The organism is Intrasporangium sp. (assembly GCF_039812505.1).
Lineage (GTDB): Bacteria > Actinomycetota > Actinomycetes > Actinomycetales > Dermatophilaceae > Intrasporangium_A.
Genome location: NZ_JBDIAQ010000013.1, coordinates 20934 through 47341 on the forward strand (window position 1 = coordinate 20934; position 26408 = coordinate 47341).

The following is a 26408-nucleotide window of genomic DNA, read 5'->3' on the forward strand; positions in this document are numbered from 1 at the left end:
CGGACTCAGGAGAAGAGCGAGCCGTGCCGCTCGCCGACGCCGATCGGCGCCCAGGTGCGCGGGTCGACCCGGCCGAAGCCCTCCCGTTCGCTCGTGCGCGCCGCGATGTTGTTCGACAGGGCATGCAGGTCCTCGCTGACCACCGTGACCTGGGTGCGGTGCGCGCGCAGGGCGGCGTTCTTGACGGCGCGCGCGGCGCTGTCCTCGACGACGTGGGTGACCCGGGCATCGGGGACGACCGACGGCGGGAAGGGGTCGTGCGCGCGGGGCAGGACGAGTCCGTATGCCGCCGCGCCGAGCTCCGGCAGCAGGGCGCGGTCCTGCAGGGCCCACGAGCGCGCGACGAGGATCTCGAAGACCCTGCCCGGCAGGTCCTCGTCGGGCAGCCGGTCCAGGGCGGCCCGGGTCACCCGGTGCGCCTGGATGTGGTCCGGGTGGCCGTACCCGCCCTGCGGGTCGTAGGTGGCGACGGCGTCCGGGCGGACCGCCCGGACGAGGTCGGCGACCAGCTGCCCGGCCTCGTCGAGGTCGGCGCCCACGAACGCCTCCGGGCGGGCGGCCGCCGCGGAGCCGGCCATCCCGGAGTCGCGGTAGCGCGAGAGACGACCCGCGCCCGGGTCGGCGCCGAGGATGTGCAGCTGCGCGCCGATCCGGGACAGGGCCTCGCGCAGCTCGTCGTAGCGGACGGCCGCGAGAGCGTCGTCCGGCCGCCCGGCGAGGTGGCGCAGCTCGGCCGGGATGACCTCCCCCTCCTCGCCGAGGGTGCATGTCAGGACGTGTACCTCGTCGCCCATCGCCACGTGGTGGGCCATCGTCACGCCGCAGGTGAGCGTCTCGTCGTCGGGGTGGGCGTGGACGAACAGCAGGCGGTGGGGCATGGGCCTCCGATCATCGGACGGCGACGGTGACGGGTCCACGATGCCACCGCCGGCGTGGCCCGGTCCGGGCCGTCCACTCGCCGGGCGCGTCAGGCGCCGACCCCATCGGCACCGGTCAGGCGTCCGCCTTGGCGGCGGCCCGGGCCCGGGCCGCGGTGCGGGCCCGGGAGTGCGCGTCGAGGACGACCTTGCGGATCCGGACCGCCTGGGGTGTCACCTCGACGCACTCGTCCTCGCGGCAGAACTCCAGGCACTGCTCGAGCGAGAGGCGGCGCGGCGGGACGAGCCGCTCGAGGACGTCGGCCGTCGAGGACCGCACGTTGGTCAGCTTCTTCTCCTTGGTGATGTTGACGTCCATGTCGTCGGCCCGGGAGTTCTCCCCGACGATCATCCCCTCGTAGACCTCCGTCGTCGGCTCGACGAACAGCGTGCCGCGCTCCTGCAGGTTGAACATCGCGTAGGTCGTGGCCGGCCCGCTCCGGTCGGCCACCAGCGAACCGGTCAGCCGGGTCCTGATCTCGCCGTGCCAGGGCTCGTACCCGTCGAAGACGTGGTGCGCGATGCCGGTGCCGCGGGTCTCGGTGAGGAACTCGGTGCGGAAGCCGATCAGGCCGCGGGAGGGCACGACGAACTCCATCCGGACCCAACCGCTGCCGTGGTTGGTCATCTGCGTCATCCGCCCCTTGCGGGAGGCGAGCAGCTGGGTGATCGCGCCGAGGAACTCCTCCGGGGTGTCGATGGTGAGGCGCTCGACCGGCTCGTGCACGGCGCCGTCGACCAGCCGGGTGACGACCTGGGGCTTGCCCACGGTCAGCTCGTAGGCCTCGCGGCGCATCTGCTCGACGAGGATGGCCAGGGCCAGCTCGCCGCGTCCCTGGACCTCCCAGGTGTCGGGGCGCTCGGTCGGCAGGACCCGCAGGGACACGTTGCCGACGAGCTCCCGGTCGAGACGGTCCTTGACCAGACGTGCGGTGATCTTGGCGCCGCGCACGCGCCCGGCCAGCGGGGAGGTGTTCGTGCCGATGGTCATCGAGATGGCCGGTTCGTCGACGGTGATCAGCGGCAGCGGCCGCGGGTCGTCGGGGTCGGCGAGCGTGTCACCGATCATGATCTCGGGGATCCCGGCGATCGCGATGATGTCGCCCGGCCCGGCCTGGGTGGCGGGTTTGCGCTCCAGGCCCTCGGTCAGCAGCAGCTCGCTGACCCGGACGCGTTCGATGGTGCCGTCGTGCTTGCACCACGCCACGTGCTGGCCCTTGCGGATCGTGCCGTTGTAGACCCGGAGCAGGGCGATCCGGCCGAGGAAGTTCGACGAGTCGAGGTTGGTCACGTGCGCCTGCAGGGGCGCCTCCGGGTCGAACGTCGGCGGCGGGATCGTCTCGAGGATGGTCCGGAACAGGGCCTCGAGGTTCTCCTCGTCGGGCAGGCCACCGTCGGCCGGGCGGCTGAGGGAGGCCCGTCCGGCCTTGGCCGAGGCGTAGACGATCGGGAAGTCGAGGGCCCCGTCGACGTCCGCGCCGGCCTCGAGCAGGTCCATGAACAGCTCGTAGACCTCGTCGACGACCTCGGCGATGCGCGCGTCGGGCCGGTCCACCTTGTTGATGCACAGCACCACCGGCAGCCGCGCGCCCAGGGCCTTGCGCAGCACGAAGCGGGTCTGCGGCAGCGGGCCCTCGGAGGCGTCGACGAGCAGGACGACGCCGTCGACCATCGACAGGCCCCGCTCGACCTCACCGCCGAAGTCCGCGTGGCCGGGGGTGTCGATGATGTTGATGGTCATGCCGTCGGTCAGGCCGGCCGCGACGGCGGAGGGTCCGTTGTAGTGGATCGCGGTGTTCTTGGCGAGGATGGTGATGCCCTTCTCGCGCTCCAGGTCGCCGGAGTCCATGACCCGCTCGCCGGTGCTCTCGACGGTCTGGTGCTCGTCGAACGCGCCGCCCTGCCACAGCATCTTGTCCACGAGCGTCGTCTTGCCGTGGTCGACGTGGGCGACGATGGCGACGTTGCGGATGTCCGCTCGGGTGCTCCTGGGCATGGCTGTCAGTCTCTCAAGGTCGTGGGGTTGGGTCGTGCAGGCGGGCCGCGATGGCGTCGATGATCGGCAGGTCGGCCGGCAGCCACGGCACGTCGTGCAGCATGGCGCGGGCCAGCCAGCGCAGCTCGTCGTGGTCCTCCAGGGGCCGCGGGGCACGACCGCCGAGGACCGTGGCCAGCCACACGAGCATCTCGTAGCGGTCACCCAGCGGCCAGGTCCCGCCGGGCAACGGACCCGGCACGGCGGGTCCCACCACGATGTCGACGCCCAGCTCCTCGCCGATCTCACGGTGCAGGGCAGCCAACGGCGCCTCCCCGGGCTCCACCTTGCCGCCGGGCAGCTCCCAGCCGCCCGCGAGCTCGCTCGGCTCCGTGCGGCGTGCCGCGAGCAGTCGCCGCGGCGCGGCGGCGTGGTCGACCAGTGCGGCCCCGACGACCAGCCGTCTGCCGGCGTGCTGGCGGATCGGGCTCTGCGTGCGCATGACGGAGACGATGGTGACACATCGCCGCTCGATTCCCGGCACGCCGGCCCGGCCCGGTACCCTTCGGCCATGACGTCCGCGCCCCGGGAGGGCCACAGTCCCCGGCCGGGTGACGCCCGGCTCCCCCACTCGACCCCGCCGGCCCGGTGCTGACGGATGGACCTGCTGCTCGGTATCGTCCTGGTCCTCGCGCTGACCGCGGCGACCGGCTACTTCGTGGCCCAGGAGTTCGCCTACGTCGCGGTCGACCGGGCTGCACTGCGCGAGCTCGCCCGGTCGGGTGACGCCGCCGCCGAACGCGCGCTGCGCATCACCTCGCGCCTGTCCTTCACCCTGTCCGCGGCCCAGTTCGGGATCACCGTGACGGCACTGCTCGTCGGTTACGTCTCCGAGCCGCTGATCGGCGTCGGGCTGGCGCAGCTGCTCGGCTTCACCGGCCTGACGTATGCCGCTCGCCTCGGCCTCAGCGTCGCCGCGGTCCTCGTGTTCTCGACCGCCGTGCAGATGGTCTTCGGCGAGCTGGCCCCGAAGAACCTGGCGATCGCGCGGACCGTACCGGTGGCTCGGGCCCTGAGCCGCAGCACGCTTGTATACCTCGCTGCCGTAGGCCCGGTCGTGCGCCTCTTCGACTCCGCCTCGATCCGGCTGCTCAGGGCGGTCGGGATCGAGCCGGTGGAGCAGCTCGACCACGGCGCCACGGCCGAGGACCTGGGCCGGATCATCGACGAGTCCCGCGCCGGCGGGCTGCTGGCCGACCGGCTGTCGGGCACCCTCGAGGGTGGGCTCCGGCTGCGCCGGCTGACCGCCGACGACGCCATGACCCCGCGGGTTCGCGTCGTGTCCATCCCGGCGAGGGCCACCGTGGCCGACCTGGTCGCGCTGCTCGACAGCGGTCACTCGCGCTTCCCGGTCACGGGCCGGGACCGGGACGACATCGTCGGGGTCGTGGGGCTGGCCGAGGTGCTGTCCGTCCCCGCCGCCGAGCGGCCCCGCGCCCGCGTGCGCGACGTGGCGTCCCCGGCGAGCCTCGTGCCGACGAGCGCCCCGCTCGGTCAGGTGCTCGACCAGCTGCGCCGGGAGCATCGGCAGCTCGCGGTCGTGATCGACGAGCACGGCGGGTTCGCCGGCGTCCTGTCCCTGGAGGACATCGCCGAGGAGGTCGTGGGCGACATCTTCGACGAGCAGGACGAGCCGGAGAGGGGCGTCGTCGCGGACGGGTTGGGCGCCTGGCTCGTGCCGGCCCGGCTCCGGCTCGACGAGCTGGTGGCGGACACCGGGTTGCGGATCGAGGCCGAGGACCCCTTCGAGACGGTGAGCGGCCTCATCTTGGACCGGCTGGGACGCACGCCCGTGGTCGGCGACGTGGTGCACGTCGGCGCCGGCTCGGAGCAGCCCATCGAGGTCGGCACCACCGACGGGAGGTCGCGCCGGGTGATGGCGGGGGGCGTCCGGATGGTCGTCACCGCCGTCGAGCGGCACGTGGCGCAGCTCGTCCGCCTGCAGGCGCTCGACGTGCGGCCCGGCTCCCCGCCGTCGCCCGGCCCGCAGGCGGACGATGCGGGGGGTGAGGCCCCGTGACGACCGCGCTGCTCGTCTCGGCCCTCCTGCTCGCCCTGAACGGGTTCTTCGTCGCGGCCGAGTTCGCGCTCGTCGCCAGCCGGCGCCACCGCCTCGAGGAGCTGGCCGAGTCGGGCACCCGGGCAGCGCGAGCGGCGCTGGCGGGGTCTCGCGAGCTCTCGCTCATGCTCGCCGGCGCCCAGCTCGGCATCACGCTGGCGACCCTCGGGCTCGGCGCCCTCGCGAAACCCGCCGTGGCCGACCTGCTGGGCTCGGCGCTGGGCGCCGTGCGGGTCCCGGAAGAGGTCTCGGCCGTCGTGGGTGTGGTGCTGGCCGTCACCGTCGTGGTGTTCCTGCACATGGTCGTCGGCGAGATGGCGCCGAAGTCGTGGGCGATCTCCCATCCGGAACGCTCGGCCGTGCTGCTGGCGCTGCCGTTCCGTGCCTTCGCCCGGGCTGTGCGCCCGGTCCTGGCCCTGCTGAACGGCTTGGCCAACCTGACGCTGCGACTCGCCGGGGTGACCCCGCAGCCGGAGCTGGCCCAGGCCCACGGCCCCCGCGCGCTGCAGCTGCTCATCGCGGCGTCGCGGGAGCAGGGCACCCTCACCGAGCCGGAGCACCGGGTGCTCGCCGGGGCGATCGACCTGCAGACCCACCGCCTGGGTTCGCTGATGGTCCCGCTCGGCCGGGCCGTCACCATCGGCCTCGAGGCGACGTGCCGGCAGGCCGAGGAGGTGTCCCGCGGCTCGGGGCGGTCCCGGCTGCTCGTCATGCAGGCCGGGGCACCGATCGGCATCGTCCACGTGCGCGACGTCGTCCGCGCCCCCCAGGACGGGCCGATCGCCCGCTTCGTCTCACCGGTGTCCGTCCTCTCCCCCGACCTGACCCTGCTCGAGGCGGTCGAAGAGCTGCGCGCCGCCCGCCAGCAGCTGGTCCTCGTCGGCGAGCCCGGACGACCGGTCGGGCTCGTGTCGATGGAGGACCTGCTCGAGCGGGTCATCGGCCGGTTCGACGACGAGACGGACCGACCGGCCGGGTGACTCGACTCCCCCGACCCCCCGTCGAGAGTGCACGTTTCCCCATCGAGAGTTCACGTTTCCCCATCGAGAGTGCACGTTTCCCCATCGAGAGTGCACGTCTGTCGATCGAGAGTGCGACCCGCTGCACTGTCGATCGGGATTGCTGCCCTGTGGATCGGGATTGCTGCACTGTCGATCGGGATTGCTGCACTGTCGATGGGGGCGGGGGGAGGGAGGGTCAGGGTCCTCAGTCGGTGCGAGCCTGTGCGCGCACGATCGCGACCGGGATCGTGCAGCGCTGCAGCACCTTGTGGCTGACCGAGCCGAGCGCCATCCCGGCGAAGCCGCCATGACCCCGGCCGCCGACCACGACCAGCCCCGCCTCGGCGGCTCGTTCGAGCAGGGTCCCGACGGCGCGGGCGTTGCGCAGGTCGACCTCGACGGCCAGCTCGGGGTGCTTCTGCCGGATCGGCGCCAGGACCTGCTCGATCATCCTCCGGTAGCCGGACTCGACCCGCTGCCACTCCGGAGTGCCCTCCTCGGTGACGACGATGCCGTCGACCACCTCGAGCCACCAGGTCGTCACGACCACGAGGGCGACCCCGCGCCGGGACGCCTCGTCGCCGGCCACCGTGGCCGCGCGGATGCTGTGGGCGCTGCCGTCGACGCCGACGACGATCGGGCGCTGCACGTCTCCCGGGTCGTCCCCGACGACGACGACCGGGCAGACCGCATGCATCGCGGTGTTGAGCGAGGTCGTGCCGAGCAGGATCCGCTCGAGCTTGCCCTTGCGGCCGCTGCCCACGACGACGATCCGGGCCCGCTCAGAGGCGTCGACGAGCGCCTGTGACGGGGTACCCCAGGGCTGGCTGGCCGTGACGGCGAGCGCGGGGTGCCGTGCGGCCAGCTGGGCCACCAGACCGTCGAGCGTGCGCGTGTGGCGTTGGCCCAGCTCCGGCTCGAGACCGATCGGGATGAAGCCGGAGTCCCACGCCCCCACCAGCCCGGCATGGACCTCCTGGGCGATGAGCAGGTGCAGCGGCGAGCCGAGAATCTCGGCCTCACGGGTGGCGAAGGCAAGCACGCCACGGTCCTTCTCGCTGCCGTCCAGTCCGGCCACGACCGCACCCGTCGGCACGTCGTCCTCGTGGGTCGGGTGGCCGGCCAGCTGCCCTCCCGGCTCGTCGCTCCGGCGGGCGCCACTGTCACGGGGTTCGGCGAACATGCCCCATTCTCCCCCGGTACCCCGGTCCGAGGCACCCCGGACGCGCCGTTACGGTCGATACCGGGACGCCCCGGGCACGGCAAGGCTTCAGAACGGCCACAATCGCGGCTACGCCTTTCGCCACCCCCCGGCGGCAGGTACGGTGCGTCCAGCCGGTGCGCAACGACCCTGACACGGCCTGCATCGGCCCGCACATCAACCAGGAGGAACGTGATGCAGATTCGTCGTGGGGCAACCGCCCTGGCCGGCGTGGCCGCGCTGGGGCTGCTGGTCTCGGCGTGTGGTGCCGGAAACCCCGGCACCAAGAGCGAGAGCACGGGAGGAGGGGCGGGCGCCGCGGGCGGATCGCTCATCGTGGGCACCACGGACAAGGTCGTCTCGATCGATCCCGCCGGTGCGTATGACAACGGCTCCATGCAGGTGCAGACGCAGGTCTTCCAGTACCTGCTGAACTTCCCGGAGGGCCAGAACAAGCCCCAGCCGGACGCCGCGGAGAAGTGCGAGTTCACCACGCCCACCGAGTACACCTGCACGATGAAGGACGGCCTCAAGTTCGCCAACGGCGACCCCTTGACGGCCAAGAGCGTGGCCTTCTCCTACAAGCGGATCGTCGATATCAACGACCCGAACGGACCCGCCTCGCTGCTGGGCAACATGAAGGCGGTCGAGGCCAAGGACGACAAGACGGTCGTGTTCACCCTCAAGAACGGCAACGACCAGACCTGGCCCCAGATCCTGGTCACCTCGGCGGGCCCGATCGTCGACGAGAAGGTCTACCCGGCCGACAAGGTCCTCTCCGACGACGACGCCGTCAAGGCGCAGGGCTTCTCCGGCCCGTACACGATCGGCACCTACCAGAAGAACCAGGTTGCGCAGTTCAAGGCCAACCCCGGCTACAACGGGGCGTTCAACAAGCCGCACGTGGCCGACGTGACCATGAAGTACTACACCGACGCCGACAACCTCAAGCTGGACATCCAGAACAAGAACATCGACGTCGCGTGGCGCTCGCTCACCCCGACCGACATCGAGTCGCTGCAGAAGGTCGCCGGCCTGAAGGTCTACACCGGCGCCGGTGGCGAGCTGCGCTACATGGTCTTCAACCTCAAGACGATGGCCGGTGACAACGACGCGCAGAAGCTCGCGGTCCGTCAGGCCATGGCCTCGAGCATCGACCGCGACGCACTCTCGACGAAGGTCTACAAGGGCACGTACAAGCCGTCGTACTCGCAGGTGCCCCCGGGCCTGCCCGGCGCGAACGAGGCGTTCAAGACCCTCTACGGCGCCACGCCGAACCTCGAGGAGGCGAAGAAGTTCCTCTCCGACGCCGGGGTGAGCACGCCGGTGTCGCTGCAGATCTGGTACAACCCGGACCACTACGGCAGCAGCTCGGACCAGGAGTACAACGAGATCAAGCGGCAGCTCGAGGCGACGAACCTGTTCAAGGTCAACCTCCAGTCGGCCGAGTGGACGACCTACTCCAAGGAGCGCACCAAGGACTCGTACCCGATCTACCAGCTCGGCTGGTTCCCGGACTTCCCCGATGCCGACAACTACCTGACCCCGTTCTTCGGGCCGAACAACTTCCTGCAGTCGCACTACTCGAACGATGAGATGAACAAGCTCCTCGTCGCCCAGGTGACCGAGCCGGACCAGGCCAAGCGTGAGCAGCTGCTGGGCCAGATCCAGGACAAGGTCGCCAAGGAGGTCCCGACCCTGCCGATGCTCTACGGCGCGCAGGTGGCGGTCGCCAAGGACGACGTCAAGGGTGTCCAGGAGACCCTCGACGCGGCCTTCAAGTTCCGGTTCACATCCCTGTCGAAGTAACCTCGAGAGCACGTCCGACGGGCCCGGGGCAGCTGGCAGTCGCCACGCTCCCGGGCCCGTCTCGTGCCCGGCGTCGGAAGGCCCGCACCATGACCATCGCAGAGGTCCAAGGCTCCGAGGAACCGACCCCCAGCAAGGCGGAGGGACGCAGGTCGGGCGGGATGCCGCCACTGCTGCGGTACCTGATCGTCCGGGTCACCCTCGTACCGCTGATGATCTGGATCCTCGTCACCCTCGTCTTCCTGCTCATGCGGGTGATCGGAGACCCGATCACGGCGGCCCTCGGCGGCCGTCTGTCGCCGGAGCAGATCGAGGAACGCAAGGCGGCAGCGGGGCTGAGCGGGCCGATCCTGGGGCAGTACTGGGACTACCTGAGGGGCATCCTGCACTTCGACTTCGGCCACACGCTGACCGACAACCGGTCGATCACCGACATCTTCGTGGTCAACGGGCTGGCCACCCTCGAGCTGGCCTTCTGGTCGCTGATCGTCGCCTTCCTGATCGGCATCCCGCTCGGCCGGGTCGCGGCCCGGTACCGCGACCGCTCCTCCGACGTGGTGCTGCGCATCTTCTCGATCGTCGTCTACGCGGCGCCGGTCTTCTTCCTCGGCCTGCTCTTCAAGCTCGCCTTCTCACCCTTCGGCTGGCCGGTGGCCGGGCGGTCGAGCATCGAGACCGAGATCGCCCTGTCGAACGTCACGCCCCAGACGCACATCATGATCCTCGACGCGATCCTGTGGGGTAACCCGGACTACGTCTGGGACGTCCTGCAGCACGCGGTCCTGCCGGCGCTGACCCTCGGCCTGCTCACCGGCGGGGTGTTCCTGCGGCTCGTCCGGATCAACCTGATCGGCACCCTCGGCGCGGACTACGTGACGGCGGCCCGGGCCCGTGGCGTGCCGGAGCGGAGGGTGATCCGCAAGCACGCCTTCCGCAACGCGCTGGTCCCGGTCGTGACGGTGATGGGCATGCAGATCGCCCTGCTGCTCGGCGGCGCCGTGCTGACCGAGACGACCTTCGAGTGGCAGGGGCTGGGCTACACGCTGGCCCAGTACCTGATCAAACGCGACTTCATCGCCGTGCAGGGCATCGTGACCCTGTTCGCGATCGTCGTCAGCATCGCCAGCCTCGTCATCGACGTCATCGTCGCCTTCGTCGACCCGCGCGTGCGGTTCTGAGCCAGGAGCACCCCATGTTCGCCCTCATCCGCAACACCCGCGGCGTCCAGCGCGCCATGGTCCTGACCGGCGTCGTCATCATCGTCCTGTTCGTCGTGCTGGCCGTCTTCGCGCCGTGGATCGCCCCCTACGGGTTCAACGACGCCAGCGCCAACGGCCACGACTTCCCGATCCAGGGGGCGCCCTCGGCCGCGCACTGGTTCGGCACGAGCGTCGGCGGCGAGGACGTGTTCTCCCGGGTCGTCTACGGGGCTCGGACCGCCCTGGAGGTGGTCGTCCTCGCCGTGGTCTTCTCGCTGTGCATCGGCGTTCCCCTCGGCCTGCTCTCCGGCTACGTGGGCCGCGCGCTCGACCGGGTCCTCGTGCTGATCACCGACGCGATGTACGCCTTCCCCTCGCTCCTGCTGGCCATCATCGTGGCCATCGTCCTGTCCGGCGGCCAGTCCGGCGTCACCGCCGGCATCATGGCAGCCGCCCTGTCGATCACGGTGGTGTTCATCCCCCAGTACTTCCGGGTGGTCCGCAACGCGACCCTGAGCGTCAAGGTCGAGCCGTACGTCGACGCGGCGCGGGTCGTCGGCACCCCGGTGCCCCGCATCCTGACCCGGCACGTCTTCTCCAACGTCCGCCAGACCCTGCCGATCATCGCGACCCTCAACGGCTCCGAGGCGATCCTGACCCTGGCCGGCCTCGGCTTCCTGGGCTTCGGCATCCAGCCGTCCGCCGCCGCCGAGTGGGGCTACGACCTGAACAAGGCGATGTCCGACGCGACCAACGGGATCTGGTGGACCGGGGTCTTCCCGGGCACCGCGATCGTGCTGCTCGTGCTCGGGATCACCCTGGTCGGGGAGAGCCTGAACGACCTGCTCGACCCCCGGCTGCGGGCCCGGCGTGGTGACACCAGCGAGGCCGACGCGGCAGAGGTCGCGGTGGAGGGACTGGCGAGCCACGCCAGCGTCGTGCGCCGGGCCGAGGGCGACCGGCGGGTCGCGACGCTGAACCTGACCGACCTGACGGTCACCTTCCGGACCGACAGCGGCCCGGTGCACGCCGTGGACGGGGTCAGCTTCGACGTGGCACCCGGTGAGGTCGTCGCGGTGGTCGGCGAGTCGGGGTCCGGCAAGTCGGTCAGCTCCCGAGCGGTGCTGGGCCTGCTCCCCCCCACCGCCAGCGTCTCCGGGTCGGCCGTGCTCACCACCGAGTCGGGTGGTGAGCAGCAGCTCATCGGGGCGCCCGCCAAGGTGCTGCAGGAGGTGCGCGGCGACGAGGTGTCGATGATCTTCCAGGAGCCGTCCACCGCGCTCAACCCGGTCTACACGATCGGCTGGCAGATCGTCGAGGGGATCCGGGCCCACCAGAAGGTCAGCCGCCGGCACGCCCGCGCCCGGGCGGTCGAGCTGCTCGACATGGTCGGCCTGCCGGACCCCGAGCGGCGCGTCGACTACTACCCGCACCAGCTCTCCGGCGGCCAGAAGCAGCGGGTCGTCATCGCCATGGCGATCGCCTGCGAGCCCGACGTCATCGTCGCCGACGAGCCGACGACCGCGCTCGACGTGACGGTCCAGGCCGCCGTCCTGGAGCTGCTCCTGGACCTGCGCGACCGGCTCGGCACGGCGATCGTGCTGATCACGCACAACATGGGGGTCGTCGCCGACATGGCGGACCGGGTCGTGGTCATGTACCGCGGCACGATCGTCGAGGAGGCACCGGTCGGTCCGCTGTTCGCCGACCCGAAGCATCCCTACACCAGGCGCCTGCTCGACGCCGTACCGCACCTGGGCCACGGTCTCGGCACGGACCTGTCCGTGACCGAGGGCGCCGAGCCGGTGCTCGAGATCGACGACCTGGTCGTCGAGTTCCCCGGCCGGTTCGGCCAACCCCGCTTCCGGGCCGTCGACCACGTCTCGTTGACCGTGCACCGCGGCGAGGTGCTCGGCCTGGTCGGCGAGTCCGGCTCCGGCAAGTCGACCGTGGGCCGCTGTGTCGTCGGGTTGCAGAAGCCCACCGGAGGGACGGTCCGGCTCAGCGGTCAGGTGGTCTCCGGCCTCTCGGACCGCGACCTGAAGCCGCTGCGCAGCCGGTTCGGCTTCGTCTTCCAGGACCCGGCCGCCTCGCTGAACCCGCAGATGTCGATCGGGGACTGCGTGGCCGAGCCGCTGCGCGCGGAGGGACGTCGCAGCCCCGCCGAGCAGCGGTCCCACGTGCGCGAGCTGCTCGAGCGGGTGGAGCTGCCCGCCTCGTACGATGAGCGCTTCCCCCACGAGCTGTCCGGCGGGCAGCGCCAGCGCGTCAGCCTGGCCAGGTCGCTGGCGCTGCGCCCCGAGGTGCTGATCGCCGACGAGCCGACCTCGGCCCTCGACGTGTCGGTGCAGGCCCGGGTGCTCGAGCTGTTCGCGGAGCTGCAGGACGAGCTGCACTTCGCGTGCATCTTCATCAGCCACGACCTGGCGGTCGTCGACATGCTGGCCAACCGGGTGGCCGTGATGCAGCGCGGCCGCATCGTCGAGATCGGCTCGCGCGCCCAGGTGCTCGGCTCCCCGCAGCAGGAGTACACCAAGCAGCTCATCGCGGCCGTCCCGGTGCCCGACCCCGTCGAGCAGCGGCGCCGGCGGGCCGAGCGCGGCAACCTGTTGACGGACATCAGCTGAGGGCCCCGGGACCGTGCCCCGTGGCCCGACCGTGGTCCTGGGGGCGCGGCCCCGTCGGGCCGGGGATCACGGCTCGCGCAGGAGCTCCGAGAGCACCACTGCCTGGTTGTACTGCTCGTCCTTGGCCGAGTAGACCAACGTGACGACGTCATGGCCCGCGACGACCTCGCGCAGGTGCCCCAGAGCGTCGCTGCCGACGAGTTCGTCACGGTAGCGGCGCCGGAACTCCTCGTAGCGTTCCGGCACGTGCCCGAACCACTTGCGCAGCTCCGTCGACGGGCCCGCCTCCTTCTGCCACTCGGCGACGTGGGCCCGCTCCTTGGAGATGCCACGCGGCCAGACCCGGTCGACCAGCACCCGGTAGCCGTCCTCGGGAGCCGCCTCCTCGTAGACCCGCTTGGTGTGCACCGTTGCCATGGACCCGTCCTTCCCTCTCCTTCGAGACTAACCCGTCGGCGCGCCCCCGCCGTGGGGACGGCCCGCCGTCCAGCCGTCGGACACCCGGGAAGGGCCGCCGCCTCCGCCGTGTTGGCACGGTCATGAGGATCGACATCTGGTCGGACATCGCCTGCCCGTGGTGCTTCATCGGCAAGCGGCGGTTCGAGCGGGCCCTGGTCGGGTTCGCCCACCGCGACGACGTGCAGGTGAGCTGGCACAGCTACCAGCTCGACCCGGACCTGCCCGAGCACTACGACGGCGCCGAGCTCGACTACCTCGCCGGTCGCAAGGGCATGACACCCGAGCAGGTGCGCCGGATGTTCGACCACATAGGCGGGGTCGCCGCCGGTGAGGGACTGCGCTACGACTTCGGCTCGCTCGTCGTGGCCAACAGCCTGCGCGCCCACGAGCTGGTCCACCTGGCCGCCGCGCACGGTCTGGACGGACCCGTCAACGAGGCGCTACTGTCGGCCCACTTCGAGCACGGCGAGGACATCGGCTCGCTCGAGGTCCTGGTCCGCATCGGCACCGCGGCGGGGCTGGACGGCAGCGAGGTCGAGCAGGCTCTGGCAGACGGGCGTTACCGCGCAGCAGTGCAGTCGGACATCCGCCGCGCGGGAAGCCTCGGCATCCAGGGCGTCCCGTTCTTCGTGCTCGACGACAAGTACGGCGTGTCCGGCGCCCAGCCGACGGAGGTCTTCAGCGAGACGCTGGAGCAGGTGTGGCGCGAGGCGAACCCACTCGTCATGGTGAGCCCGGTTGCGGCCGAGGACGACCCGGCGTGCGGTCCCGACGGCTGCGTCATCCCGGGCCGATCGGCCGTTCCTGCGCGGGCGCCTCAACCGGCGGCGGCTCGGTCGGCCCGCCACTCCGACCGGAGTATCGAGTAGAGCCTGCCGTCGTGCCATGAGCCGTTGCGCCACTGCCCGCCGCGCACGACCCCCTCGGCCGTGAACCCGGCCTTGGCCAAGGCGCGCTGCTCGGCGCCGTTGGTGACGTCGGTGTGCGCCTGCACCCGGTTGGTCGCAGTGTGCCGGAAGAGCAGGTCCACCAGGTCACGCTGGGCCTGCGTGCCGACCCCGGCTCCGCGGGCGTCCGCCCGCAGCCAGATGCCGATCATCGGGCACCGGGACGCCTCGTTGGGACCCCAGCCCACCCAGGTCCAGCTCATCGTCCCGACCAGGCGGCCGTCGGCCACGACACCGAGGTGGCCGTCGCCGTCGAGTCGACACGGCGGCCCGAGGTGGGCGTCCCGGGGCCCGAAGTCGTCGAACTCCGAGTCGGCAGGCCAGTCCTGCGCGAGCTCGCCGGAGCGGAGCGGACGAAGCGCGACCGACGGGGTGAGCGGCATACCGGAAGACTACGAGGAGCAGGATGGAGACGTGCGCAGGAAGGAGGACGGATGCAGCTGAGCCGCCTCGTGCACCCGCGTGACTCACGCACCCCCGTCCTCGTCGCGCTCATGCTCGCGATGGCCCTCATCGCGATGGACACGACGATCGTGGCAACCGCGATCCCCCAGGTCGTCAGCGACCTGGGGGGGTTCGCCCTCGTCGGCTGGGTCTTCTCGATCTACCTGCTCGCCCAGACGGTGACGATCCCGATCTACGGGAAGTTCGCCGACATCTACGGGCGCAAGCCGATCCTCGTCATCGGCTCGGTGATCTTCCTGGTGGGCTCGGTCCTGTCGGCCTTCTCGTGGAACATGCTCGCCCTGATCCTCTTCCGCGCGCTGCAGGGGTTCGGTGCCGGTGCGATCGGCGCGACGGTCAACACCCTGGCCGGCGACCTCTACGACATTCGCGAGCGGGGACGCATCCAGGGCTACCTGTCCAGCGTCTGGGGCATCTCTGCCGTCGTGGCGCCGACGCTCGGCGGCATCTTCGCCCAGTACACGAGCTGGCGCTGGATCTTCCTGGTCAACATCCCCATCGGCGCCATCGCCCTGACTTTCATCGTGCGCCGGGTCCACGAGGACGTGGAGCACCACCGGCACCGGATCGACTGGGTGGGCGCGGTGCTGCTGTTCCTGGCCGCCGGGCTAGGCATGTTCGGCGTGCTGCAGGGGGGCACCAGCTGGCCCTGGTGGTCGGTGCCGAGCGTGGTGATCTTCGTGGCCGCCGGACTCTCCGGCGTCGCCGCCGTGCGCGTCGAGCGGCGGGCCGCGGAGCCGATCATGCCGATGTGGCTGTGGACGAAGCGGATCACCGCGGGATCCTACGTGGCCACGATCCTCGCGGGCCTGGCCGTCATCGGCCTGTCCACCTTCCTGCCGACCTGGGCGCAGGCGGTCGGTGGCCTGACCCCGGTGGCGGCCGGCTTCGTGCTCGGGACGATGAGCATGAGCTGGCCGATCGCCTCGGGCCTGTCCAGCCGGCTCTACCTGCGCATCGGCTTCCGGGACACCGCGATCGTCGGTGCCGGGTTCGCGATCGCGTCCGGGGTGGTCTTCGTCCAGGTCCGCCAGGACAGCACCATCTGGCTGGCCGTCCTCGGCAGCGTGCTCATGGGTGCCGGGATGGGCCTGATCACCACCCCGCTCATCGTCGGGCTGCAGTCGATGGTCACGTGGTCGCAGCGCGGGGTGATCACCGGCGGCGCGATGTTCTCGCGCTTCCTCGGGCAGAGCCTGGGAGCCGCGGTCTTCGGCGCGATAACCAACCTCGTCCTGCTGCGCCACCTCGAGACGACCCCGGCAGACCTGCGCGGGATCGTCCCGTCGAGCGTCGACGAGGTGAGCCGGGCCCTACTCGGACACCCGTCGCCGGCCGCGCAGGAGTTCATGCGTTCTGCCCTGCAGGCCTCGACCCATGCGGTGTTCCTCGGCCTGCTCGCGGCCGGGGTCGCCTCGCTGCTCGTGCTGCTCGTCGTGCCACGGCACTTCCCCACGGTCGAGGAGGCCCCGTCGGAGGCGTCCGCCGCCGGGGGGACGACCACACCGCAGGCCGCGACTCCCGACCGTGCGGTGCCGGTCGACCGGGAGGCCTCCGCGGCTGGGGAGGCCGGCGACGCCCGAGGGCACCGGCCCTCGGAAGCCGGCTGAGCGGCATACCTCCTCCGGCCGGTAACGTGCGGGCATGGCCGACCTCGAGCTGTTCGACGACCCTGACGTGACCCGGGTGCTGTGCGTGGTGGCCCACCCGGACGACATGGAGTACGGCGCGTCGGCGGCGGTCGCGCAGTGGACCTCCCACGGCATCGAGGTCGCCTACCTGCTGCTGACGTCGGGCGAGGCAGGGATCCGCGACCGTGACCCTGCGCAGGTTGGACCGCTGCGCGCCCGGGAGCAGCGGCGGGCCTGCGCCACGGTCGGGGTGGAGGACCTGACGATCCTCGACCTGCCCGACGGGGTGCTCGAGCCCGACCTGGCCACCCGCAGGCACGTGGCCCGCCGGATCCGACAGGTCCGGCCGCACGCCATCCTCTGCACCACCTGGGATCTCGAGGTGCCATGGGGCCTCAACCACGCCGACCACCGCGCGGCCGGGCTGGCGACCGCCGACGCGATCCGCGATGCCGACAACCCGTGGGTCTTCCGCGAGCTGCGCGAGCAGGAGGGCCTCGAGCCGTGGTCCACGCGGTGGTTGCTCGTGACCGGCGCGACCCCGACCCACGCGATCGAGCTCGGCGCCGACGCCGTCGAGAAGGCGGTCGCCTCGCTCGAGGCGCACGAGGTCTACCTCGCGGCCCTGCCGGACCACCCGGCGCCGCGCGAGCTGGTCACCGGAGTCGTCACGCAGGGCGGCGCGGCTGCGGGCGTCGAGCGGGCCCTGGGCGTGCGGGCGATCCGGATGGGCTGAGCCGGCGACCGCGCGGCGGGTACGACGGCACCGACGAGCTCCCGGCGCGCCCCGGCCGAGCCGTTGCCGCGACATACGCTGCCGGTATGACGTTCACCGGGCTCCCAAGGGCCGCCGTCGACTTCTACGCCGCCCTCGAGAAGGACAACAGCAGGCAGTTCTGGCTCGCCCACCGCGACACCTACGACCGGGCCGTCCACGACCCGATGACCGCCCTGCTGCACCTGCTCGAGGGCGAGTTCGGCCCGGGCAAGGCGTTCCGCCCTTACCGCAACCTGCGCTACTCCCGCGACAAGACCCCGTACAAGACCAACCAGGGGATCTTCGTTGGGGCCGCCGGGCCCTTCACCGGCTGGTACGCGGAGGTGTCGGCCGAAGGGTTCCGCCTCGGCGGCGGCTTCTACCACCCCGACGGAGCGGCCCTCGCGGCCTACCGCACCGCCGTGGCCGGGCCGTCCGGCGCCGCGCTGGCCGGGATGGTCGCCGACCTGACCGACTCCGGGTGGGAGCTGAACGACGAGGCGCTGCGCACCGCACCTCGCGGGGTCCCACGCGACCACCCCCGGATCGCCCTGTTGCGGCACCGGACGCTGACGGTGATGCGCTGGATCGCCGACCCCGCCGTCGTCGAGACGCCCCGGCTGGCCGAGCAGGTGCGGGAGCGGTGGCGCGAGGTGCGCCCCCTCGTCGAGTGGCTCGCTGCCGTGGTGGGTCGGGCAGGCCCGGGCGAACGAGCCGATCCGCGGTAGGCGTCCCGCCGGATCGGGGGCCGACCTGCGGAAGCACGAGCGGCGCATCGACGTTGCAGCGGCATGAAGAGGATCGGGTTCCTGTCGTTCGGCCACTGGACGCCCTCACCGCACTCCGCGACGTGCAGCGCCTCCGACGCGCTGCTCCAGTCGATCGAGCTGGCCGTCGCCGCCGAGGAGCTCGGCGCCGACGGGGCGTACTTCCGCGTGCACCACTTCGCGCGCCAGCTCGGGTCCCCGTTCCCCTTGCTCGCGGCGATCGGCGCTCGTACCAAGCGGATCGAGATCGGCACCGGCGTGATCGACATGCGCTACGAGAACCCCTTCTACATGGTCGAGGACGCGGGTGCCGCCGACCTCATCTCGGGCGGGCGGCTCCAGCTCGGGATCAGCCGGGGGTCGCCCGAGCAGGTCGTCGACGGCTACCGCTACTTCGGCCACGTCCCGAAGGAGGGTTCGGACGCGGCCACGATGGCGCGCCGGCACGCGGCAACCTTCCTCGAGCTGCTCGACGGTAAGGGCTTCGCCGAGCCGAACCCCCGCCCGATGTTCCCCAACCCCCCGGGCCTGCTTCGGCTCGAGCCACACTCGCCGGGTCTGCGGGACCGGATCTGGTGGGGCGCCGGGTCACGGGCCACCGCCGAGTGGACCGCCGGGCAGGGGCTGAACCTGATGAGCTCGACGCTGCTCACCGAGGACACCGGGGTGCCGTTCCACCAGCTGCAGGCCGAGCAGATCCAACGCTTCCGCGACGCGTGGGCGGCGGCCGGGCACGAGCGCGCGGCGCGGGTCTCGGTCAGCCGCAGCATCTTCCCGATCGTCAGCGACCTGGACCGGGCCTACTTCCTGCGCGAGACCGCGAGCCAGGACCAGGTCGGCCTCCTCGAGGGCGGGCTGGCCAGGTTCGGCAAGACGTATGCCGCCGAGCCCGAACAGCTCGTCCGTGACCTCGCCCGCGACGAGGCGGTCGCGGCGGCGGACACCCTGCTGCTGACCGTGCCGAACCAGCTCGGGGTCGACTACAACGCCCACGTGCTGGAGAGCATCCTGCGGCTGGTCGCGCCGGAGCTGGGGTGGCGCTGAGGCGGGAGGTGGGCTGCCGTCCAGACGGCGCGGAGCGCCGAGATGCTGTACCGGCGATATCCCTTGCGGACCTCGTCGCGGTTCCGTCCGCGCTCCGGGTCCTCGGCCGCGCACCAGGGGCGGTCTGCCGATTGGGCGTGCATCGCGGGTCGCAGCTCGCTGGCCGGTCGGCCCGAGCCGGCAACCGGGTGCGGTTCGTACGGTACGACCCGGAGTGGTGAAGACCACGAGACGGCACGTCAGAGTCATACTCGCGACCCGGCCGTCAAATGGATGACGCACTCCGGAGGACGTCCTGTGGCTGGGCGGACATGCGCGGGAGCGTGGGACGTCATCGGCGATCGCCGGTCTCACCGGACTTCTCGCGGACTGCTGGGTCGCGGCGAGATCCCCCTGGCGAGGGCGGCTTTGAACAGCGTCCAGGCGATCTGCTCGGCCTTCTGGGTCGCCGCGGCACCGACCGGCTTAGCCTCGTAGCGACCTTGGTTGCGAGCGCGTCGCAGACGGTCGAACTCTCGCGCCGCCCGGTCCGCGGGCGGTTTGTCGAAGACGACACGGAGGTAGCGGCCGAGCGCCTCGGGCTGGCCGGACCCGTTGGTCGTCCGGAACCCATACGCCGCCAGCAACGCCTCGCCGGTGTCGTGACAGGCGTCGTAGGCGATGCCGTACCTGACGACGACACTGGTGAGTAGCGGTAGTTGGTTCAGGCGCTCCTCAGCTTGGCGCAGGAACGAGGTCGCACGAGTCAGGTCGGTGTGCACGACATGGAGACGTCGCGCCTCGACCAGCGCGAGGACAGTGCCCTGCTGGGCACGCGTGAGCGGGATCAGCGCCACGGCAGCTCCCCGATCACGGCCACCGCCGGCCCGCTGCGCACGTTATCCAAGAACCCGGAGGCCTCAGCGAACTCCTCAGGAGTCAGGATGGTCGGGTTCACGGGACGGTGCACTGCGGTCTCGACCCGGGTGCCTGCCTCGTAGACCGCATCCACGTCGGGCTCACCGAGCACCATGACGTCGATGTCGCGCGGCGCGGGACCGGCATTCCCGAGCATCCGCGCGGCGAAGGAGCCGTAGAGGAACGCCGACTCGATCCCGTCGATACGGGCAAACTCCTCGGCCAGGATCATGACAGGCCCGGTCGCGACCCTCAGGATCGCGCGCAAGGGGTCGACCAGCGGGCTCTGGTCGTTGGCGCGGATCAGCCTGGTACGGCCCACCTGCCGCTCGCTCAGGATGCCGGCGTCCAACAGGCGCGCGACCTCGCGGTGCGCGGTCGGATAGGACAGATCGGCTCGCTTGGCCAGATCGGTGATACTGAGCTCGTCGTCGATGAGCAACAATGTGGAGAGCAGACGCGCCTGACCGTCCGATCGGAAGACCGGAGCGAGGAGCGGCGCCTCACTTCTCATGAAACTGAGGTTATCCTCCACTATATGAATAGCCAAGGCGAGTACGTCCCGGTTCTGGCGGGCCGGACGTTGATTTCGGGAGGCGGGAGCTGCTCCATCTCCTCCCGTCCGACGCCTGCCCGACACGAGACACGTCCGCCAGTGGTCGTTGACCCCGATGCTGTGCTCGCCGGCCGCGTCGGTTGCCTGACGGGACGCGGAACTCGTCGAGCGACAACCGGGTGACGCTGAACGTCAATGGCGTTACACGTTGAACCGGAACTCGACCACGTCGCCATCGGCCATGACGTACTCCTTGCCCTCCATCCGCACCTTGCCCGCCGCCTTCGCCGCGGCCATCGACCCTGCTGCCACGAGGTCGTCGTAGGAGACGACCTCGGCCTTGATGAAGCCACGCTGGAAGTCGGTGTGGATGACCCCGGCCGCCTGCGGTGCGGTCCACCCCTGCTTGATCGTCCAGGCCCGCGCCTCTTTCGGCCCCGCGGTCAGGTAGGTCTGCAGCCCGAGGGTGTGGAAGCCCTTGCGTGCCAGCTGGTCCAACCCGGACTCCTCCGCGCCGAAACCCTGCAGCATCTCGAGGGCCTCGTCCGGTTCCATGTCCATGAGGTCCATCTCGAGCTTGGCGTCGAGGAAGACCGCGTCGGCCGGCGAGACGGACTCGCCGAGCTCCTTCTTGAGCGCCTCGTCGGTCAGCTGGTCCTCGTCGAGGTTGAACACGTAGATGAACGGCTTCGTGGTGAGCAGACCCAGCCCCGCCGCGAGCTCCATGTCGACTCCGGCGCCCGGCCCAGCGGCATACAGCGTGGTGCCCTGCTCGAGCACCCGCTGCGCGGCGAGCGCCGTGTCGAAGAGCTCAGCGGACTTCTTCTCGCCCTTCTTGGTTCTGACCTCCTTCTCGAGGCGCGGCACGGCCTTCTCGAGTGTCTGCAGGTCGGCCAGGCACAGCTCCGTCTCGATGACCGCGATGTCGTTGCGGGGGTCGACCTTGCCGTCGACGTGCACGACGTCGTCGTCCTGGAACGCCCGCACCACCTGGCAGATCGCGTCGGACTCGCGGATGTTGGCCAGGAACTTGTTGCCCAGCCCCTCCCCCTCGCTCGCGCCGCGGACCAGACCGGCGATGTCGACGAAGCTCACCGTCGCGGGCACGATCCGCTCGCTCTTGAAGAGCTCGGCGAGCCGGCCCAGCCGATCGTCGGGAAGTGGCACGATGCCGATGTTCGGCTCGATCGTCGTGAAGGGGTAGTTCGCGGCGAGGACCTGGTTCTTGGTCAGCGCGTTGAAGAGCGTGGACTTGCCGACGTTGGGCAGTCCGACGATTCCGATGGTGAGTGCCACAAGACCGAGAGTGTAGTTGGCGCGTGGCGGGCTCCCGACCAGCGTGTATGCCGCTCAGTGCCGCACCGCGGTCCCGGCCGCCGAGCGGCCGGCCGGGTCCGTGGGTCGGGTCCTGACAGTCTCATCAGCCTGGTGCGTCCGGAGGCCGGTGCGTCCGGAGGCCGGTGCGTCCGGAGGCCCGCCGATCCGGCGCAGAACTCCAACCAGGTCGCAGGTCATGTCGCCGGGCGGTTCCGGTCGCAGGTCATGTCGCAACTCGGCCCCAAGTCGCCGGTCATGTCGCAACTCGGCCCCAAGTCGCCGGTCATGTCGCAACTCGGCCCCAAGTCGCCGGTCATGTCGCAACGCGGCCCCAAGTCGCCGGTCATGTCGCAACGCGACGCAGGCCGCGTGCTCGACCCTGTCCCTGCCTGCGACATGACCGGCGACTTGGCCACAGACGACTGGCGACCTGACCACACACGACCGGCGACCTGACCACACATGGCAGGCGACCTGACCACGCTGGTGGTCGGTCAGGTTCCCGGAGCCGGTGGGACCGGACGCACGCTGCACAGCTGGCGCGACTGTGCGACGAGGTTGCCCGCCGAGTCCCAGATCGTCGCGTCCTCCTCCATGAGGTCGCCGGTCATGGTGTCGCTCGACAGGACCACGCGTAGCCAGCCGGCGGCAGGGCGACGACGGACGTGCCCGGTGAACTCGAGGGTCGGCGCCCAGCCGTAGATGCCGAGGTCGAAGGCCACGGGTGGGAAGGCGTCGAGCGCCCACATGAGCATGGTCGTGTCCGGCTCACGTCCGTCCTTGAGGCGGAGCCAGCCGCGCATGAGTCCGCGCATCGACGGCTTGCCGACCGCCCAGCCCGCCGTGTCGGGGTCGAGGCGCAGGTCGAGCCGGTCGAGGAAGGGGCTCGCGCTCAGGAAGTCCGGCGAGGCGGCGCCGGAGGGGATGCACCGGTCCGGCGGCGGCAGGTCGGGCGGCTCGGCCTGTCGGCCCGTTCTCACGGTGTGGTGGTTGCCCAACGAGGCGAGGGCTCGCATCCGCTCGACCGAAGCGCCGTCGGGACCGAGCTGGCACACGCTGATCTGGCCGGTCGACAGGCGTCGTCCGCACCGCAGCGTCTCCGTCTCGACGGTGCACGGCCCGGCAAGGGCGGCCGTCATGAAGTAGGCCGAGAGCACGACCGGGTCGAGGTGGCGCTGCGTCTCGGCCGGGTCCTCGGCCAGATGCCGGCCGAGGGCGGTGAGCCCGAGTGCCATGGCGACGCCGCCGTTGATCGCCTTGCCGATCCGCCAACCGTCGTGGAAGGCACCGCTCCACCGGCCGTGGGAGTCGGGGCGTAGCTGCATGGCCGTGTCGAACTCGTGCACGGGCTCATCTCTAGCAGACGGGGCTCCCGCCAGCACTGTCGGTGCCGGGTGACAGGGTGACGGGCATGGACACAACCATGCTCATGATCGGTCTGCTGGTCGGCGTCATCCTCGGTGCGGTGCTGGCCTGGTCGTGGGGGCGCACCGGTCTGCTGGCGCGAGCCGCGAGCGCGGAGTCGGAGCGTGACGTGCTCCGCAGCCACGTCGCGCAGCTCGAGACCGCGCGGGCAGACGACGAGGCAACGCGGCTCCTGCTCGCCCCGCTGCGCGACACGGTCGTCCGCGTGGAGCGGCAGGTGGGAGTGCTGGAACGGGACCGCGCGCACCAGTTCGGCGAGCTGAGTGAGCGGCTGCTGGCCGTCGGGGCCTCCACCGAGTCGCTCCGGTCCCAGACCGCCTCCTTGGCGAGTGCACTCAATGCCTCGTCGGTTCGGGGCGCTTGGGGAGAGCTGCAGCTGCGCCGCGTCCTCGAGCTGTCCGGGCTGCTGCCGCGCTGCGACTTCGCCGAGCAGGTGTCAGCCGTGAGCCGGCACGGCGCTTCGATCCGGCCGGATGCCGTGGTCAACCTGCCCGGCGGACGTCACGTCGTCATCGACAGCAAGGCGCCGATGACCCAGTTCCTGCGGGCCCAGGGCGACGGGGTCGCCGACACGGAGCGCACGGAGTTGCTCGCGGCCCATGCCACAGCGTTGCGGCGACACGTCGAGTCGCTGGCTGCCAAGTCGTACTGGACCGCCTTCGAGCGGTCACCCGAGGTCGTCGTGTGCTTCGTGCCCGGTGAGGCGGTGCTGGGTGCCGCACTGGCCCGCGACCCCGGCCTGTACGAGCACGCACTGACCCGCAACGTGGTCCTCGCCTCGCCCGGCACGCTCTTCGCCGTGCTCCGCACGATCGGGGCGATCTGGCAGCAGCAGGCCCTGGAACAGCACGCCCGAGAGCTCCTGCGCTTGGGGCAGGAGCTGCACGCGCGGCTCACGACGCTCGGCAAGCATGTCTCGGGAATGGGGCAGAGCCTCGCGAAGTCGGTCGAGCAGTACAACCGCTTCGTCGGCACCCTCGAGTCGAGGGTCATGGTCACCGCCCGACGGATGCGTGAGCTCGAGCTGAACTCGGAACAGGAGCCATGCCTCGAGCCGGTCACGAACGGGCCGCGCACGCTCAGCGTCCCCGAGCTGGTCGAGGCGACGGACTCCACGGCAACGACCAGCGATAACCGTGACGCGGCGTTCCTCGCCGAGCAGGTGAGCCGCGCCGACGACCCGGAGCGGGTCACGAGGACTGCTTGACCTGCCGACCTGCCGAGCACCTGCCACCATGGTCGGGTGGCCGACCTCGTGACGCCCCAGCCCGACGCCCACCCCTCTGCAGGTGAGCGCCCGATGCCCTCCGCCGGCCAGCGCGCGGAGCAGTACATCGCCCTGCTCGCCCCGGTCGTGCGCGGTGTGGTCCTCTTCCAGATCATCCTGGGCGCGGTGGGTGGTGCCCAGGTCTCGCCGCACCCCGACGGGTACCTGGTGCTCACGGTGGCGGCCGTCGCGGTCTCGTCCCTGGTCATCGTCCAGTGCGTCGCGCTGCGGTCGGTGCGCCGCGGAGCCTGGCATCTCCCGGACCTCGCCCTGGCTTGGGTGGGCTTCCCCGCGATGGCCCTGTTGATGCCCGGCCACATCGTCGGTGACTGGGGCACCTGGGCGACCGGTTATGCCATCAACGTCGCCGCGCTGGCGGCCTCGTGGCTGCGACCATCCGTGGCCGTGGGCAGCTCGGTGGCGCTCGGCGCCTGGTGCTTCGCCTGGACCGCCATGGCCGGCGTGAGCTCCCTGCCGAGCCTGCTCACCGACGCGTTGACCATCCCCGGCTACGCGATCGTGGTGGCGCTGCTGGTCCGCTACGTCCGTGACCTCGCCGCAGACGCCGACCAGGCCCGCGAGGACGCCGTGGCAGCGACGCGTGCGCTCGAGCTGCAGCGCTACCAGCTGACCGTCCACGACGCGACCAGCGTGCTGCGGCTGCTGTCCGACGAGGCCACCCCGGCAGCCGTGCTTCCCGGCCTGCGACGCCAGGCGGACCTCGAGGCCCGACGCCTGCGCCACTACCTCGGGCGGCAGGCGCCCCGCCCGGGGGACACGCAGCGCACCGTCGGCACGATGGTGGCCGCCGCCCTGCAGGGCTTCGAGGACCTGCCGCTGGAACTCGCGATCGACCTGGGCGCACCGACTCCGCTCCCCGACGACGTCTGGGCGGGCACCCGCGGAGCCGTGACGACCGTGCTGCACAACGTCCGCCTGCACGCGCACGCCCACCAGGTGGTCGTGCACGCCGACACGGACGGACGCACCTGGGAGGTCAGCATCTCCGACGACGGCGTCGGGTTCGACCAGGACCGGCGCCCGCTCGGCTTCGGGCTGGACACCCAGGTGCGGCAGGTCCTGGGCGACCTCGACATCCTGACCCGGATCGAGTCTGCGCCGGGGCGAGGGACGACGGTCACCATCGTGGGCCCGGTGGCGGCGGAGCAGGCGCACCGGTCCGAGCCACCACGTGGCAGGACGAGCGGTCGTGGCTGAGCCGAACGCCTCGCGCACGGAGACCGGCCCGCCGCGGGTCGTGGTGATCGATGACAGCACCGTGATCCGGGGCGGCTTCGCCACCGTCCACCCAGGTCTGGACGTGATCGCCACGTACGCGACGGTCGAGGAGTTCGAGGCGCACCCGACCAGCTGCGACGTGGTCGTCCTCGACCTTCTGTTGCGGCACCCTCGGCAACAGGCGACGCCGGCGGTGAAGCAGGGCCGGGCCGCCATCAGCGCGGTGCGTGGCCTCGGCTACCCGGTCTGCATCTACACCGACGAACGCCGCCCCCTGGTCCTCGCGCTGTGCCTGCGAGCAGGCGCCGACGGCGTCGTGCACAAGTCCGACCCGCCGGATGTCGCGGTCCAGGCGGTGCGCGACATCCGGCAGGGACAGGTCGTGGTCACCCAGTCGCTGGTCGGCCTGACCGAGCTGCTCGACCGACGCGAGACCACGCTCGACCTCAGCCCGCGCCAGCGCCAGGTCATCTCAGCCCGCGCTCGCGGGCGGCACTGGAAGGACATCGCCGCGATGCTCCACATCACCGAGGGAGTGGCCCGCGAGCACTACCAGGCGGCCTGCGTGAAGCTGCGCCACTACCTGCGGGACACGAGCCCGGGCGACATCGAGCGAGCCTTCGGGATCGGGCCGGGAGACCTGCTGGACGGCGACTGACCCCCCGATTCTGGGGGTTTTGCGAGCTACGTGGACTTGGCATGGTGGTGTCAGCAGCCCACGCGAGGTGGGCCACGAGAGAGGACCACGCGATGCAGCAGCTTGCACTCGTCCCGCGTGGCGCGCTCGTG

At 71.2% G+C, this 26408-nt stretch carries 23 protein-coding genes and 1 pseudogene; 14 read left to right on the top strand and 10 right to left on the bottom strand.

The features are described 5' to 3' along the window. Positions 1 to 5: 5 nt before the first annotated feature. From mshB to WMI84_RS03515, 3 genes are all read right to left on the bottom strand, one after another. Positions 6 to 878, bottom strand: a complete 873-nt coding sequence (gene mshB / locus WMI84_RS03505; RefSeq protein WP_347350621.1) for an N-acetyl-1-D-myo-inositol-2-amino-2-deoxy-alpha-D-glucopyranoside deacetylase — start codon at positions 876 to 878, stop codon at positions 6 to 8. A gap of 115 nt (positions 879 to 993) precedes the next feature. After that, positions 994 to 2913, bottom strand: coding sequence for a translational GTPase TypA (typA, locus tag WMI84_RS03510; protein WP_347350622.1), 1920 nt, complete (start codon positions 2911 to 2913; stop codon positions 994 to 996). Positions 2914 to 2926: 13 nt separating this feature from the next. Then, positions 2927 to 3394, bottom strand: coding sequence for an NUDIX domain-containing protein (locus WMI84_RS03515; RefSeq protein WP_347350623.1), 468 nt, complete (start codon positions 3392 to 3394; stop codon positions 2927 to 2929). Positions 3395 to 3550: 156 nt separating this feature from the next. On the opposite strand from WMI84_RS03515, the gene WMI84_RS03520 reads away from it, so the two are divergent. Next, positions 3551 to 4972: a hemolysin family protein gene (locus tag WMI84_RS03520; protein ID WP_347350624.1), complete on the top strand. Its 1422-nt coding sequence runs from the start codon at positions 3551 to 3553 to the stop codon at positions 4970 to 4972. Next, a complete protein-coding gene (locus tag WMI84_RS03525; RefSeq protein ID WP_347350625.1) occupies positions 4969 to 5991 on the top strand; it encodes a hemolysin family protein in 1023 nt (340 codons plus the stop codon). The genes WMI84_RS03520 and WMI84_RS03525 overlap by 4 nt, the downstream gene beginning before the upstream one ends. Positions 5992 to 6217: 226 nt before the next feature. Here WMI84_RS03525 and WMI84_RS03530 read toward each other — a convergent pair whose 3' ends face one another. After that, a complete protein-coding gene (locus tag WMI84_RS03530; RefSeq protein WP_347350626.1) occupies positions 6218 to 7195 on the bottom strand; it encodes a universal stress protein in 978 nt (325 codons plus the stop codon). 213 nt (positions 7196 to 7408) lie between these two features. Here WMI84_RS03530 and WMI84_RS03535 point away from each other — a divergent pair, with 213 nt between their 5' ends. From WMI84_RS03535 to WMI84_RS03550, 4 genes and pseudogenes are all read left to right on the top strand, one after another. Further along, a complete protein-coding gene (locus tag WMI84_RS03535) occupies positions 7409 to 9022 on the top strand; it encodes an ABC transporter substrate-binding protein (RefSeq protein ID WP_347350627.1) in 1614 nt (537 codons plus the stop codon). Positions 9023 to 9111: 89 nt separating this feature from the next. Then, on the top strand, positions 9112 to 10200 hold the full coding sequence (locus WMI84_RS03540; RefSeq protein ID WP_347350628.1) for an ABC transporter permease: 1089 nt from the start codon (positions 9112 to 9114) through the stop codon (positions 10198 to 10200). Between the two features lie 56 nt (positions 10201 to 10256). Further along, positions 10257 to 11072 (top strand): annotated as a pseudogene (locus WMI84_RS03545) (ABC transporter permease); the annotation flags it as partial. Between the two features lie 87 nt (positions 11073 to 11159). Beyond that, the gene (locus WMI84_RS03550; RefSeq protein WP_347350644.1) at positions 11160 to 12848 is read left to right on the top strand and encodes an ABC transporter ATP-binding protein; all 1689 of its coding nucleotides are present in this window, start codon (positions 11160 to 11162) and stop codon (positions 12846 to 12848) included. A gap of 66 nt (positions 12849 to 12914) precedes the next feature. Here WMI84_RS03550 and WMI84_RS03555 read toward each other — a convergent pair whose 3' ends face one another. Beyond that, positions 12915 to 13265, bottom strand: coding sequence for a DUF488 family protein (locus WMI84_RS03555; RefSeq protein ID WP_347350629.1), 351 nt, complete (start codon positions 13263 to 13265; stop codon positions 12915 to 12917). A gap of 122 nt (positions 13266 to 13387) precedes the next feature. Between WMI84_RS03555 and WMI84_RS03560 the strand changes: the two genes are divergently transcribed. Continuing rightward, positions 13388 to 14176: a DsbA family oxidoreductase gene (locus WMI84_RS03560; protein ID WP_347350630.1), complete on the top strand. Its 789-nt coding sequence runs from the start codon at positions 13388 to 13390 to the stop codon at positions 14174 to 14176. On the opposite strand, the gene WMI84_RS03565 is transcribed toward WMI84_RS03560, so the two are convergent. Beyond that, the gene (locus WMI84_RS03565; protein WP_347350631.1) at positions 14125 to 14637 is read right to left on the bottom strand and encodes a GNAT family protein; all 513 of its coding nucleotides are present in this window, start codon (positions 14635 to 14637) and stop codon (positions 14125 to 14127) included. The two genes, WMI84_RS03560 and WMI84_RS03565, sit on opposite strands and share 52 nt — an antisense overlap. A gap of 51 nt (positions 14638 to 14688) precedes the next feature. Here WMI84_RS03565 and WMI84_RS03570 point away from each other — a divergent pair, with 51 nt between their 5' ends. The 4 genes from WMI84_RS03570 (at position 14689) to WMI84_RS03585 (ending at position 18918) form a co-directional block, all read left to right on the top strand. After that, positions 14689 to 16329, top strand: a complete 1641-nt coding sequence (locus WMI84_RS03570; protein ID WP_347350632.1) for an MDR family MFS transporter — start codon at positions 14689 to 14691, stop codon at positions 16327 to 16329. Between the two features lie 34 nt (positions 16330 to 16363). Further along, positions 16364 to 17086 carry a PIG-L deacetylase family protein gene (locus WMI84_RS03575; RefSeq protein ID WP_347350633.1) on the top strand — a complete coding sequence of 241 codons (723 nt, stop codon included), beginning with the start codon at positions 16364 to 16366 and terminating at the stop codon, positions 17084 to 17086. Between the two features lie 86 nt (positions 17087 to 17172). Beyond that, a complete protein-coding gene (locus WMI84_RS03580) occupies positions 17173 to 17835 on the top strand; it encodes a DUF2461 domain-containing protein (protein ID WP_347350634.1) in 663 nt (220 codons plus the stop codon). A 63-nt stretch (positions 17836 to 17898) separates the two neighbouring features. After that, positions 17899 to 18918, top strand: a complete 1020-nt coding sequence (locus WMI84_RS03585) for an LLM class flavin-dependent oxidoreductase (protein ID WP_347350635.1) — start codon at positions 17899 to 17901, stop codon at positions 18916 to 18918. A gap of 350 nt (positions 18919 to 19268) precedes the next feature. On the opposite strand, the gene WMI84_RS03590 is transcribed toward WMI84_RS03585, so the two are convergent. The 4 genes from WMI84_RS03590 to WMI84_RS03605 form a co-directional block, all read right to left on the bottom strand. After that, positions 19269 to 19754 (bottom strand): hypothetical protein, encoded by a 486-nt coding sequence (locus WMI84_RS03590; RefSeq protein WP_347350636.1) that lies wholly within the window; start codon positions 19752 to 19754, stop codon positions 19269 to 19271. Next, positions 19745 to 20329 carry an ArsR family transcriptional regulator gene (locus WMI84_RS03595; protein WP_347350637.1) on the bottom strand — a complete coding sequence of 195 codons (585 nt, stop codon included), beginning with the start codon at positions 20327 to 20329 and terminating at the stop codon, positions 19745 to 19747. The genes WMI84_RS03590 and WMI84_RS03595 overlap by 10 nt, the downstream gene beginning before the upstream one ends. A 243-nt stretch (positions 20330 to 20572) precedes the next feature. Next, positions 20573 to 21667 carry a redox-regulated ATPase YchF gene (gene ychF, locus WMI84_RS03600; protein WP_347350638.1) on the bottom strand — a complete coding sequence of 365 codons (1095 nt, stop codon included), beginning with the start codon at positions 21665 to 21667 and terminating at the stop codon, positions 20573 to 20575. Between the two features lie 515 nt (positions 21668 to 22182). After that, the gene (locus tag WMI84_RS03605; protein ID WP_347350639.1) at positions 22183 to 23034 is read right to left on the bottom strand and encodes a thioesterase family protein; all 852 of its coding nucleotides are present in this window, start codon (positions 23032 to 23034) and stop codon (positions 22183 to 22185) included. Positions 23035 to 23099: 65 nt separating this feature from the next. Between WMI84_RS03605 and WMI84_RS03610 the strand changes: the two genes are divergently transcribed. Genes WMI84_RS03610 through WMI84_RS03620 form a run of 3 tightly spaced genes read left to right on the top strand, consistent with a single transcriptional unit; the run spans position 23100 to position 26277 of the window. Beyond that, the gene (locus WMI84_RS03610) at positions 23100 to 24320 is read left to right on the top strand and encodes a DNA recombination protein RmuC (RefSeq protein WP_347350640.1); all 1221 of its coding nucleotides are present in this window, start codon (positions 23100 to 23102) and stop codon (positions 24318 to 24320) included. A 36-nt stretch (positions 24321 to 24356) separates the two neighbouring features. After that, complete coding sequence (locus WMI84_RS03615) at positions 24357 to 25598, top strand: hypothetical protein (protein ID WP_347350641.1); 1242 nt, start codon at positions 24357 to 24359, stop codon at positions 25596 to 25598. After that, the gene (locus tag WMI84_RS03620) at positions 25591 to 26277 is read left to right on the top strand and encodes a response regulator transcription factor (protein ID WP_347350642.1); all 687 of its coding nucleotides are present in this window, start codon (positions 25591 to 25593) and stop codon (positions 26275 to 26277) included. Before WMI84_RS03615 ends, WMI84_RS03620 begins: the two co-directional genes overlap by 8 nt. Positions 26278 to 26408: the final 131 nt, after the last annotated feature.